This window comes from Roseburia sp. 1XD42-34 (genome assembly GCF_009917385.1).
GTDB lineage: Bacteria > Bacillota > Bacilli > Bacillales > Amphibacillaceae > Virgibacillus.
The window spans coordinates 1-13,915 of record NZ_QWLJ01000058.1; the positions used below are offsets into that span (position 1 = coordinate 1).

At 37.5% G+C, this 13,915-nt stretch carries 9 protein-coding genes and 1 riboswitch; of the genes, 3 read left to right on the forward strand and 6 right to left on the reverse strand.

The features are described 5' to 3' along the window. Positions 1 to 77: 77 nt before the first annotated feature. On the forward strand, positions 78 to 359 hold the full coding sequence (locus D1839_RS19050; protein WP_120381376.1) for a hypothetical protein: 282 nt from the start codon (positions 78 to 80) through the stop codon (positions 357 to 359). Between the two features lie 94 nt (positions 360 to 453). Here D1839_RS19050 and D1839_RS19055 read toward each other — a convergent pair whose 3' ends face one another. The 5 genes from D1839_RS19055 to D1839_RS19075 all read right to left on the reverse strand — a co-directional run bounded on the left by D1839_RS19055 (position 454) and on the right by D1839_RS19075 (position 8,320). Continuing rightward, positions 454 to 1,290: a hypothetical protein gene (locus D1839_RS19055; protein ID WP_120381377.1), complete on the reverse strand. Its 837-nt coding sequence runs from the start codon at positions 1,288 to 1,290 to the stop codon at positions 454 to 456. A gap of 761 nt (positions 1,291 to 2,051) precedes the next feature. Then, positions 2,052 to 3,587, reverse strand: coding sequence for a glutamine-hydrolyzing GMP synthase (gene guaA / locus D1839_RS19060; RefSeq protein WP_120381378.1), 1,536 nt, complete (start codon positions 3,585 to 3,587; stop codon positions 2,052 to 2,054). A gap of 173 nt (positions 3,588 to 3,760) precedes the next feature. Continuing rightward, positions 3,761 to 3,862: riboswitch (purine riboswitch) on the reverse strand. Between the two features lie 41 nt (positions 3,863 to 3,903). Then, complete coding sequence (locus tag D1839_RS19065) at positions 3,904 to 6,105, reverse strand: transglutaminase TgpA family protein (RefSeq protein ID WP_120381379.1); 2,202 nt, start codon at positions 6,103 to 6,105, stop codon at positions 3,904 to 3,906. Beyond that, a complete protein-coding gene (locus D1839_RS19070; RefSeq protein WP_120381380.1) occupies positions 6,102 to 7,361 on the reverse strand; it encodes a DUF58 domain-containing protein in 1,260 nt (419 codons plus the stop codon). Before D1839_RS19070 ends, D1839_RS19065 begins: the two co-directional genes overlap by 4 nt. Then, on the reverse strand, positions 7,361 to 8,320 hold the full coding sequence (locus tag D1839_RS19075) for an AAA family ATPase (protein ID WP_183030281.1): 960 nt from the start codon (positions 8,318 to 8,320) through the stop codon (positions 7,361 to 7,363). Before D1839_RS19075 ends, D1839_RS19070 begins: the two co-directional genes overlap by 1 nt. A gap of 733 nt (positions 8,321 to 9,053) precedes the next feature. Between D1839_RS19075 and D1839_RS19080 the strand changes: the two genes are divergently transcribed. Both D1839_RS19080 and D1839_RS19085 read left to right on the forward strand, forming a co-directional pair. Beyond that, on the forward strand, positions 9,054 to 10,028 hold the full coding sequence (locus D1839_RS19080) for a 2-hydroxyacid dehydrogenase (RefSeq protein WP_120381382.1): 975 nt from the start codon (positions 9,054 to 9,056) through the stop codon (positions 10,026 to 10,028). A gap of 925 nt (positions 10,029 to 10,953) precedes the next feature. Beyond that, complete coding sequence (locus D1839_RS19085; protein ID WP_158589704.1) at positions 10,954 to 11,301, forward strand: hypothetical protein; 348 nt, start codon at positions 10,954 to 10,956, stop codon at positions 11,299 to 11,301. 403 nt (positions 11,302 to 11,704) lie between these two features. Here D1839_RS19085 and D1839_RS19090 read toward each other — a convergent pair whose 3' ends face one another. Continuing rightward, positions 11,705 to 13,228, reverse strand: coding sequence for an AbgT family transporter (locus tag D1839_RS19090; protein WP_120381384.1), 1,524 nt, complete (start codon positions 13,226 to 13,228; stop codon positions 11,705 to 11,707). Positions 13,229 to 13,915: the final 687 nt, after the last annotated feature.

The window sequence follows — 13,915 nt, forward strand, 5'->3', positions numbered from 1 at the left end:
ACCTAAACTATATAACACCTATTCAATTTAAAGAAAATACCTTAAAAAAATTGTCTAGTTAAGTGTTGACATACCACATGAAACCATCTATTCGTGTCAAAGAGGTAAACCAACTATTAAAAAAGTATGACTTGAAGAAAGTAGCCGAAATCGTCGGTATCCCATACAGTACTTTCACAAAAGAAATGAGAGTTGGTGATTATTTTTTTCATCAGTCGGACAAGCAGTATTACCCATTCGTGAAGTCAGAAGACGAACGTATTAAAGCAAATCAGAAGGACAAATCAGACGAACTATCCTTTCTAACGAAACACTTTGATGCTTTCAATTGTAACAATCTAATAGATTATTGGTGCTAGATGAGAGGATTTACAGCAAGGAAGCTTATTCCTACTCTCTTAATTTACATATAAGTTTCAATTTGTTCACTTTTTAACAATGGGTGAAATTATGCTACTTACTTTTCAAAGCAGGCAAAACTACATCCAAATACTCCTGCCAGTAATCAACGTCGCCATCCATATCATGAAGCCAATAGTACATCAATAGTATTTCAAACTCTTGTTTTCTCCCTTTAATGAAAACCTTTTTTGGCATCTTTCTATATAATGAATCAAGATTAAAGAGATTACTTTTCTGCTTATAATCATAATCATATTTTCTCCAAGTGTGTTGACTTTTCTTTCTATGCGTTGTCGGCCAAATATCTTCATTTTCAAAAAAGTAATTTATCCACGCATAGGCAAAGGCAAGTAAATTTACTTGTCGCTTTGCCCATGTTTTTTCAATCCATTCAGTAATCTCTTCAGATATTGAAGGGATGCCAAAATTAAACCTTTGCTCACTCTCTACCCTGTGATAATCTCTTATTAAAAGGAAAAGCATTTCAGTCTGATTTTTTAAAAATGGCAACTTTTTAATAAGCTGTGAATAACAATCATAAGAAACATTTCTAAATTCATTATCAGTACTACATAGAAAGAAAAGCTTATTCTCCTTCAAAATGTTTCCCGTGTGTCTATGCACTTGCTTTCCATAATCATTATAAATACCAACAAGCCATTCTCTAACCTCAGGGTCATACTCCCTAAGTTGCTTTCGATATTTCTCTAGCTTTTCATTATGTAATACTGTTTTTTCTTCTGCTTCCGTGATATCCAGGTAATTATTAAAATACTCAAATATATAATCAACAAAAATTTTCATATTTTGTGTACGAGCATCAACATCAAATTCATTTAACTTATCTTCTTTTTTTCTTCTTGCAATGTATTCCTCAATACTTAACATAATTATCCCCTCGATTATATTTTTATTGACCGTCATATAATTCTATTAACATCATTGTATATGGGTATGAATCTTCGGTCAATTTAACATAAACAAAAGCCCATGCCTTATCCGACATGAGCTCGTTAAATATTCATATTATATTTCTCTTTCAATCTCCCGCTCCATTTTCTCTTAAATAAAAATAAGATTCCCCAGGATTGGCATCTTCCCAAATCACTGGAAAACCTTGTTATATTAACACTTCAACTATCCCTATTCATCCACTCTAGACAACAACGCTACCAACTCAACGTGCATAGTATTGGTTGTAAAAAATAGAATATAGATTTTGATATCACTTATCAATTTCTTACCATTTCACGTCCTTTATTTTGTCTATATTGCCATGGTAGATCAGTATATATAATGTTGTATTTCATCTTTTACCACTCCAAAGTCAAAGCTTAGTCACAACTGCAAAAGTACCCTTTTGGCGGAGATAAGCCTTCAAGAGACATTTATAAATAGAATTATTTATTTAATTTTACTCTCCTCACTTTCTAATCACACATGTGCGACAAACACTAATAAATAATAGCTTAAAACTTAATTAGAATAAAAAAAGAGATACTGCTTTTTACACAATATCCCTCATTTTCCTCCGTTTCCTCTGGCGGAATCTTGGCGGAGAACCTATTCATTTTTAATCATTTTATCCATTTTACGTACCATCGAAATGCAGTCAAATCAACGTTTTCACTTCAAATGCTCTTAGTGAATTATTCCCACTCAATCGTCGCAGGTGGCTTGCTGGTCACATCATACACTACCCGGTTAATATGGGCTACATCGTTCACGAGACGGGTCGAAATTTTCTCCAATACATCCCAAGGAATACGCGCCCAATCCGAAGTCATACCATCAATCGAGGTGACTGCACGGATACCGATCGTGTAATCATACGTGCGGGAATCACCCATAACACCAACGCTTCGAATGTTAGGAAGGACGGTAAAGTATTGCCAAATGTCACGGTCTAGACCAGCTTTAGCAATTTCCTCACGCAATATCGCATCAGATTCGCGAACAATCTCTAATTTTTCTTCGGTTACTTCTCCTAAGACACGGATAGCGAGTCCCGGACCAGGGAATGGCTGGCGCCAGACAATATGTTCTGGTATACCTAGCTGCGTTCCTAATTCACGAACTTCATCTTTAAACAATGTATTTAACGGCTCGATTAATTCAAATTGCATATTTTCTGGTAGTCCACCAACATTATGGTGTGATTTAATCGTTTGTGCTGTTTCTGTACCACTTTCAATAATATCGGTGTAAAGTGTGCCTTGCGCAAGGAAATCAATGTCTTTTAATTTAGCTGCTTCATCATCAAACACATAAATAAATTCATTACCGATAATTTTACGCTTTTGCTCTGGATCATCGACGCCCTTTAATTTCGTTAAAAAACGATCTTTGGCATCCACTTTAATAATGTTCATATGGAAATCATCAGCAAATACCTTCATCACATCATCGGCTTCATTTTTACGAAGCAAGCCATGGTCAACAAAAATACACGTTAACTGCTCACCAATCGCTTTATGAATTAATGCTGCAACAACGGAGGAATCCACTCCGCCGCTCAATGCACATAATACTTTGCGATCCCCGACTAGTTCTTGGATCTTTTTTACTTCCATATCAATAAAATTCTCGATGGTCCAATCGCCGTTGCTCTCGCAAACAGCAAATACAAACTGCTTTAATACATCATTTCCGTACTCAGAATGACGTACTTCAGGGTGATACTGTACACCATATAGACCCTTTTCCTGATAACTGATAGCTGCAATTGGTGTCGATGGACTTGTGGCATCAACTTGGAAGGCTTCCGGTGCTTGAACGACTTTATCCCCATGGCTCATCCACACGGTTTGTTTTTTTGGTGTATCTGTAAATAATGTCGCTTCGCCTTGAATATCAATTTCAGCTTTTCCATACTCGCGATTTTTAGCTTTCTCCACTTTTCCGCCATAATGCAATGCCATCAATTGCATGCCATAGCAAATTCCTAATACGGGGATGCCTAAATCAAAAATTTCTGGATCGCAGCGAAAACTATTTTCATCATATACACTATGTGGCCCACCAGAAAGAATAATTCCTGTTGGATTTATTTCCTTAATTTCTTCAGCTGACAGCTTATGAGAGTGCAATTCACTATACACGCCAAATTCTCTAATTCGCCGTGTAATCAATTGATTATATTGGCTGCCAAAATCCAGTACTAAAATCATCTCATTTGTCTTCATTTACGTTACCCCTATCTATATTCTGTTCCTTCCAACATCATGCGTTCGTATCGCGCAGCAGGCTCAACTATTTACAGGGAAATCCTTATCACTCACTTTAATTAACCTAAAATACAAAAACTGGATTACCCCCCTTCTGCGTCGACAAAAATGCAAAAAGGCAGCATCCAGCTATATGGATGTTCTGCCTTCATAGTCAAAGCATTTACGGTGCTCTGGTAGATACTTTCGACCCATATTGTCGAGGATATACGAACGGCATACGATTATTTTCATTCCATTATGTTCTTATTCTACATAACGGAACGAATCATGGTCAAGTCAATATTCGTTTAATTAAATTTTGCCATAATTGCACCATTTCCGTTTTAGGAACAGACTTGTTGTCACCTCTATAAATAAGCCGTTCATAATGCTCCGTAAGCTTCTGCATATCAGTTGTCTCATATTTTTCATCAATTTTCAGCGCATACTCACGTAACGTCTCTCCTGGCTGCTTTGGCACGCCTTGTTTTTGCAATACTTTCATTAGAAAGTGATATGCTTCCTGGTAATTTTTCACATGATTATCAGTTATAAATTTACGGCCTACCCATTTCGACTGCAAACGTAACCGACTTCGATAAACCATAATAGCGATAAACAGCAACAACAATATAGCTGCAATAATTCCCCACATCCAAACGTTGGTCGTAGTGCCAGATTTTGATTCAGCAGCTGGCACAACTTCAGATTCCTCTTCCTTCTTCTTATCAGGCGAATCTTCTGCAGGCTGTTCGTCTTTATCTGTTTCCTGTTCCGATTGCTTTAAAGTATCCTGTTGCGCAGCTGTTCCATCTACAGGTGCAGTTTGAAAATCAGTTAAATTGGTAAATCCTTTCGTCGGTTCAAATGGAACCCAACCCGAACCCGGAAAATAGACTTCTACCCAAGAATGAGCGTTGGAATTTGTTATTTCGTAGATGTTTTTTTCATCACCCGTGCCTGCGTCGATCAATTCACCACCAGTAAATCCTTTTGCCCATCTTGCCGGAATATCCAGTGCTCGCAACATAACGACCATCGAAGTAGAAAAGTTATCACAGTAACCTTTTTTGGATTCAAACAAAAATTGATCTACATAATCTTGATCGCCTTCAGGAACTGGAACATCTGTTGTCTGATACGTAAAGTCAGTACTTGAAAAATATCTTTCAATCGCTTTTGTCTTATCATACTGGGTTTCCTCATTAACAGTTATTTCCTCAGCTAATTTAACCACTCGGTCCGGTAACGAATCTGGAATCTGAGTGTATGCTTGTAAAGAATCTCCCGTACTTGAAGCTTTTCGTAAAGCTTCAATTTGGAAAGTAGGATACTCATAATCGACCGTATAATCTTGTAAGGTAATGGGTTTATTTCCACTCTCCATGACTTGGATAGCTTCTGATGTCGTATCAATATAAGCTTCCCCTTCCCTTGCCTCTACATGATTGAAACCATATGGATGCACGAGCTTATCTAACGCTTCGTCACCTTGAAATGCGATCGTTGCTTGTTTTCTATCAACATGGACATTTTCCTGAAACATCGGAGGAATTTTTGCTAGTTCGACAAATTGGTGATCCTGGCTCATTTCCCAGCCCTTTCCTGTATACACATCCTTCGTTTCCACACGCCAGTAATGCTCTTCCTCTGCTTCAGCCTCAAATACCGGTGTATAGTCTTGGACAAAAGAACCACCTAATCTGCTGTCATCTTCCCCATAGCCAACTTTTTGAATCGCTCCATTTCCTTCTCTAGAGAAACCAGCATTTTCAGCACTACTCTGAATGAAGGGCACAGGGTCTGGCCATTGGGGAGAAAACTTCGGTGCGGCTAACCCGACGGCTGAAGAAAACAATACAACCACTATTAATGGAAGGAGCCAAATAACAGATTTCTTCACGAATACAAGACGAAGTCCCTCTCTATCCATTTCTCTCATAAAATGGGCTATTCCTAAGGCAAGAAAAGAAGTGATAAAGATCCTGATAATTGCAGTACTGCCGTCATAGACGGTAAATGCATCCAAAACCGTTAAATAGACTATTGTCAATAAGATGAACAAAGATACGCGTTTTCTTATAACAAACCAATAATGAAGCAAATAGCTCATTAACCAAATTAGGATGAGAAACAGCATGCTCCGAAATAATGGCGTAAATTCATACCACGCTCTGTTGAATAAAGCTTGTACATTGACGATAGTATCCTGAAACAACTCCATGAACCACAATGGATTAAAAAAGCCGATAGTAAAAAATAAACTATTTAACACGAACAGTAACGCAGATCCCTTCAAAAGAAAAGATAGCCACCATCGGACTTGTATAAAGGAAAGCAGAAAACAGAACACACCATAAAGTATAAACACACTTATACTTGTCGTATCCGTTATTTCCTGTAAAGGGTAGAACCATTCCAGAAATAGGATAAATCCACAACTATAAAGGATCAACGTATAAAAAATAGCTGGATGCTGTTTAAGTTTACTCATATTCGTTTCACCTCTAATGGCGTTTTCATCAACTCGTGCTCCGTCATTTCATAGGTATCCACCCCAAAAGCTGACAATTGCCGTACAAAAGAAGCGGATTTTTTTTGCTCTTCCTCCGGTTGAACAAGTAAAACATGTATATACTCCGTTCTCTGACGCAGTTTTTTTATCATCTCTACGAACGGTTTATCTACATTTCCTACAATAAATAGAAGAACGCCCCCATTCACCAGCTTGTTCCAATAGCTTTGGATAGCTAGTGAAAACACACGATTACTATGTGGCTGCAGTTGCGTTAAATGTTCTTTCATTCGGTCAAATTCCCAAAGACCATAAGTGGATGGATAAAAGTCGCCACTTTTTCCGATAGTTAGTAATCCCGCTTCAATGAATTGCTTCCCCAGGTAGGAAAGTAGGGAGTAAGTAACTTCAACCATGCCTTCAAAAACAATCGGATTCGACGAGTTACAAGCATCTAGAACAAGTAACATATTCGTACCTTTTTCCCGTTCAAACTCTTTTGTCATAACGGTATTTTTCCTAGCTGTTTGCTTCCAGTCAATCCAGGAAAAGCGATCCCCTGGCATATATTCCCTTATCCCTGTTGCCACATTTGCATTCGTAAAACGAAGGGATGCAGTAAGCAAATTGCCTTCCTGTTGATTGGTGATTTGTCCTTCCAATACCCACGGACGTGCATTGGGATAAGCAATAAGTAAGTCACTTACAGCATAGTAATGCTCCTTTTTTACAAGCCCGAAAAAATCTCCAGTCCGTATTCGTACCGTCTGAAATTGATGTTCCCCTCGTGGAATTTGTTCCAATCGATACGTAAAAGAAAACGTACTCTTTAAGCCAGGGAGTAGCATTTTCTTCATTTTTCGTTCAACAATTATCCGTTCCGGTTGATTCATATATTGAAATTTTTCTACATGATTATCTATTGTTTTTAATGAATCTGGCATAATATCTTCTAAAATGCAATAATATAACGGAAATGGAAAGTGTCGCTTAACTTCTAATGTCACCGTAATTGCCCCACCAGCATTGGATATATAATGAGATAAATGTCTGCCAACCTTCCACTTTCTAATTGGATATATCAAGATAGCCACTTCATATATTAAAATAGGTAGAAAACTAAAAAACAAGAACCAACTAACAAACCCACCCTGAAACATAGCATAGGAGAATATCAGCAGAAAAGTAGTAACGAGAAATAAACAGCTTACTAACAAACGAAAGCGATATTTCATTAAATAAATTCCTTTCGTATCGGTATCTCCGTCTGCTCGATAATCATCGCTATGACATCATTCGCTGTTTTTCCACTGTATTTCGCTTCTGAATGAAGTATAACTCGATGCGCCAATACATATGGAGCCAAGTATTTTACATCATCCGGCAGCGCATAGTCACGTCCTGAAATATAAGCATATGCTTTTGCTGCTTTCATTAAAGCAATCGACCCCCGTGGGCTGACACCTAAGTAAACTTGAGGGTGATTTCTCGTACTCGTCACTAAATCAATAATATAATGCTGCACATTTTTATCCATGTACACTTGCTTTACTTCATCTTGAATCTCTTTTAACGCTTCTTTTGTCAACACAGATTCAATAGTCTCCATTGGATGATCATGCGAAGTTCGGGTAAGCATTTCCATCTCTTCTGCAAACGTTGGATATCCCATGTTTAACTTTAAAATAAATCGGTCTAATTGAGCTTCCGGCAATGGATATGTTCCTTCGTATTCGATTGGATTCTGTGTAGCCATGACAAAAAATGGGCGAGCTAGAGGAATTGTTCTACCGTCAACAGTGACGTGCTTCTCTTCCATTGCTTCTAATAGGGCGGACTGTGTTTTTGGGGATGTGCGATTGATCTCATCTGCTAGGATAATGTTACCAAGAATTGGCCCACCTCGGAATTCAAATTCCAATGTTTTTGGATTATATATCGATACTCCTGTTACATCAGAAGGCAATAAATCTGGCGTAAATTGGATTCGTCGAAAATCACAAGCTAAAGATTTAGCGAGTGTTTTTACGAGCATTGTCTTTCCTACACCAGGAACGTCTTCCAATAATACATGCCCTTGGGCAAGTAAAGCAACAAGACTTAAAACAGCTGCCTCTTCTTTTCCGATCATTACTTTATTTATATTTTGTAATACATTTTCAATTTTTACATTATATGCCATTGTGCTTTCCATAATAAGCCCCTCTCTACTATGAGTTAGAAATATATATCCATATTTATGTTATTGCTATTTTTGAAAGCCTTCTCCCTTATTTAACTATACTAAAAAAGTATTACAATCAAAAGAAAGAGATATTAAGAGTTTTAAGATCCTTTACTCCACCTAACATGCTTTACAGGTCCAATACTTTAAGCGTTCTTAAGCACCATAGTTAAGAAAGCAAATGAATAGAAAAACAAAATCTATATTTCCATCTCAGTTTAACCTCCAAGTATGGGAAGGACTTGAAACTGCCAGTCATACTAGGATAAACGCTTAACACCTAAATTTTATCTATTTATAGTATATCCATATACTAGTAGTTTATACGAAATCTTGTAAGCTTGCATGGTTATCAAATAATTTTAAATAGGAAACTGAAGGAAGCTCGAACAACAACTACCAATTAGGGTAAACTTTAAATGTACAGGTGTCCGTTTATACCTTTGGATGTTTAGTTAAGAAAAATTTGCACTATAACTTGAAGTTGATTCTTCTAGCCTTGAAGATCCACTGGTTAACATGGAAGGTGAGATCTTACTGCTGATTTCATGAAGATAGCTTTTTCTATAAATATACCGACTAGAAATTTCCTATCTTCCTTCTATATTGGGACAATCTCTTACATCTACGCGCTTGACTTAAAGATGTTAAATAGCTATCGTTGCAGTAACTATAAAAACTAAAGATTAGAGGTTGTAGCTTAATGAAAATCCTTGCATACCAACGGGTGGAAGCTCCCGTTCTTACACAATTGAAACAGCAGCATGACGTTCGTTTTTTTAAAAATATCGACACCAATTCCGATCCAGCATTTCTTGATTTTCTATCACAGGCTGACGGAATTATTGGTCTAGATCTGCCAGTTAACCAAACACTATTAGACTGTGCCCCTCGTTTGAAAATTATTAGCAACGTGTCCGTAGGTTTTAATAATTTACCAATTGACGAACTAAGTCGACGTCAGATTATGGCAACAAATACACCTGGTGTTTTAACAGATACCGTTGCTGATATGGTGATGGGATTGATATTGTCTACGGCTAGAAGATTACCTGAATTGGATCGATTTGTTAAAGACGGGAACTGGGAAGAGTCTTTAGATAGTACCTATTACGGAACGGATGTACATCATAAAAGACTTGGAATTATCGGTATGGGGCGTATTGGAACTGCTATTGCCCAACGTGCTCATGCTGGTTTTCATATGGACATTGTATATCATAGTAGAACTAGAAAGCCTGAAGCGGAGCAAAAATTTCAAGCGATCCATTCAGATCTTGATGAACTATTAGCTGTCGCTGATTTTGTTTGTTTAATTACTCCATTAACTCAAGAGACCGAACGTATGATTGGCAAGCGGGAATTTAAATTAATGAAGAAATCAGCTTTTTTCATCAATGCTTCTCGCGGAAAAACAGTCGTTGAACAAGATTTAATAGCAGCGTTACAAAGTAATACCATTGCCGGGGCGGGGTTAGACGTATATGAACAGGAACCAATTGACCCTTCTAACCCATTACTTCTTATGGACAATGTGGTTACATTACCGCATATAGGATCTTCCACTTATGAAACGGAATTGGCGATGTCACAACTGGCTGCTGAAAATTTACTTGCCGGCTTATCTGGAAAAAGACCAAAGAATCTCCTTAATCCAGAGGTGTGGGAACATAAATAACAAAGCTAAAGCACAACTCCGTAAAGTAGCGTTAACCACCTTGAAATAGAGATTCAAAAGTCAAAGAACGCAGGGCAAACATCCTTGAATGAGAAGAACTCTTTCTCGCCATGCGGTGTGCCGCTGTCGCAGCTTGCCTTGTCCTTGAATGAGAAGAACTCTTCTTCAGCGTACGGTGCGCCGTTGACTTGCGGGGTAATTGTGAACTTTTAAGTATACAGAACTTAATGTGCGTTATGAGGTAGAAAAAAAGGGGCGAGCAATCGTTGGTTTTGATTTGATTTGGTCTACTGATACAAATCAAAAAAGTGCAACAAAAAAACAGATCAAAGAATTAAAATGAATATGTTCAATCAATGCAAAAAGAATTTTTTCTTCTCAAATTTCATAGTTTTCATCCATCAAAACACGTTCCATATCATAAAGACATGCATCTAGTAAGTACGGTATGCGTGGTTTGGCAACTCCTCTTTTGTGTTAGAAAGTAGAATTTCTTCTGGTAAGCGTTCTTTGATAAACGCTTGTAAATCCACTTTCGATTCATCAATTTTTTTAGTTTATGTTGACTATAAATATAATCTTTTATAGCTAAACAATGCATTTTAATACATAATTGGAGAGATAAAACATGGCTGAAAATATACTGTATAAACATGATGAATGGATTCTCAAAACATTTGGAGTAGAAGCTTTAGCTGTCGTATAAGAAATTGAAGGTGAATGTAAGAGAATAGATGCAACACCAATTAAGAGTGTCCTCTCTGCTCCACCTGATTTCTTGGGAATGAGGATTTACCAAGGATTATTAACAACTTAAGAAATGGAATAGTTAAAGACCTCAGAGATGGTCAAAGACTTTTGCCAGAGGACATCCATCAATTTGAGTCATCCAATAGTATTAAGAATAATAAAGGAGGGTACGAGTTTGAAACGTACTGCGGAAATAACTTTGGGAATTATCGCTCTTGCACTTCAACTACTTATAATTATTCTTTTGGTCTCATTATTGTCCTTTTTCAGCTTTCAATTTCCTGAAATGTTGTCTACAAAGTTTGCATCATGGTATGCATGGTTTGTAGTCGCAGTTCATGTTACTGGATTCATTTTCGGTGTCATTGCTCTTATCTTATTAAAAGATAAGCCGAAAATATCTGGAATTGTATTAGTCGCAATAAGTATAGTCATGCTAATACTTACATTAGGAGCGACATTTATACAGTCTGTCTTATTTATAATTTCAGGGATTATGTGCTTGGCAAAAAAAGCCCACTAGCAATAAATGGAATTTCAATCTAAATGGGTGATTTTCTTCAATAAAATTAGATCAACCGATATGTCTATACAAGAACATTTAAAGGGGTTAATCCTAAATACCCAGTCAGGAAAATTAATCCATATAACTCCAACAATAATAGACGCAGGAAGATTAGAAATTAAAGAGAACTGGTCATATTTGGTCAGTTCTCTTTTTTTTGCTTATAAAGAGTGACCTCTATTTCTATTTTTCTTCTTATGCTTTTTCCTCTGCAAATCTTTCTCAAATTGAGCCTTATTTGACGTTTGTGGGCGATTTCCCATTTAATTCCTTTTATCCAAACAAATAACCTCGTCCCTTTTTATTAGGAAACGAGGTTATTTTAAGTATCACACATGCTTGTTCACTTTCTTCGTCTTGATTATTTATACAAAATAGGTGCGCCAGGTCCTAGTTCAACACCAAACAGCATCCAAATTATAAGCATGAGTGTCCAACCAACTAAGAAGAAAATAGAATAAGGGATCATCGTTGAAACGAGTGTACCAATTCCCATTTTCTTATCATACTTTTGCGCAAAGGCAATAATGATCGCAAAATACGTCATTAATGGAGAAATAATATTCGTGGATGAGTCGGCAATCCGATAAGCCATTTGCGTTAATTCTGGTGAATATCCTAGCTGCATCATAATTGGAACGAATATGGGAGCCATCATTGCCCATTTCGCAGAAGCGCTTCCTATGAATATGTTAATAAATGCGGCAATAATGATGAACACAAGAACTAACGGAATCCCAGTTAAATTAATGTTTTGTAAAAAGTCGGCTCCGTAAACACCTAACACTAATCCCATATTGGACTCATTAAAATAAGCTACGAACTGACCCGCTGTAAATGCAAGTACAATAAACATTCCCATGGAAGCCATTGTATCGGACAGCTGATAAGCGACATCTTTATCATTTTTTACAGCTTTCGTCACTATTCCATAGACAAGTCCTGGAATAAAGAACAGAATAGCGATAATAGGTACTAAGGAACTCATGAATGGAGATTCGATAATTGGTCGCTCTCCTGTTCCCCGCATTGGAGCTCCTTCCGGAAGAACGAGCAGCGCTGCTAAAATAAGGGAGACAACAATGGAAACAGCAGCCCAAACTAACCCTTTTTTCTCAAGGCTCGTCAGCTTTTCGACTTTTTCTCTGTACTCCCCTTTGTATTCTCCTAACCTCGGTTCTACAATTCGTTCGGTTACCCATGCTCCGATAACCGTTAACAAAAATACGGAAGCAGCTATAAACCACCAGTTCATCGCAATACTCATGCCTTCAGCGTAAGCCGGATCTACAATGGAAGCACCAGCAATAGTAAGCTCCCCTAACAACGCGTCTGTTCCTGATAGTACTAAGTTCGCACTAAACCCTCCAGACACTCCTGCAAACGCAGCCGCTAGACCAGCTAAAGGGTGACGCCCAACAGCAGCAAACAATAATGCGCCAAGTGGTGGCAACACTACGTAGCCAGCATCAGAAGCGACACTGGACATAATACCTGCAAACACCAGACCGATCGTAATAAATCGATTAGGAACAGCTAACACGAAGCCTCGTAATATAGCACTGATTAATCCTGCCCGTTCAGCAATCCCAATCCCAAGCATGGTTAATAAAACCACGCCAAGTGGTGCGAATCCAATGAAATTATCTGTCATACTAGAAAATATATAGTTAATTCCTTCTCCATTTAGTAGATTTTTTATCTCTACCATTTCTCCTTCTTCACCTGGGTGTTCAACACTAATTCCGAGCGGAGATAAGGCTGCCGATAATAGCAGCACTAATAGAGCTAATATTGCGAATAATGTAACGGGATGAGGTAGTTTATTCCCTACTACTTCAATCCCATCTAACGAACGTTGAAATATTCCTTTCTTCTTCCCCATACTTTTTCTCCTTCCATTTGTAAACAAAAGTACAATATTTCGAAAAATAAAATTACATTGCAAACGCATACTGTTTTTCATTATATATGCCTTATTCCTTCTTGAAAATAGAAAATCAATAAAAAACACTAATGTTATTATTAGCAAGATTTAAAAAATTAATTTGAAATTAAAGGATTTTGCAGTTAAACTAGTAAAGCTTTGAATCTACCTAAAATTATAAAATGAAAATAAGGCTTAAATCTATGGAGAAATAATTCTGTGAAGCTTCTCCATAGATTTATAAGAAAAACTCAGCTTGTCGCCAAGCCTGTGTTTTTCTTATACTATAAACCAAAAAGATCTTATCCTTTCCTATAGTGGAACAAAGGCGCAAGGCGCCCGTTTAGCAACGTAGCGACTGGAGCGAAGCAACTAAAGTTTTAGGAAACATGCTCCTGCAACAGGGGTATGCCGACGCCTGAGCGGTAAGCCCGTTTTAAGTCGGCCTTCCTCTTAACCACGAACCAATGATAATTTATCGTATGGAAATTCGTGAAGTCGCATCGTTGCTGGGAACATGCCCCGGACGTGGCTTATTCGGTCGTTTTGCTATATATAAGCCACTAATTTCATACTTTGTATGAAAATACCCTTGGCTAAAGGCAATACGAAGCTAAGCCCTTCATCATTGATTTTTTTTGAGGG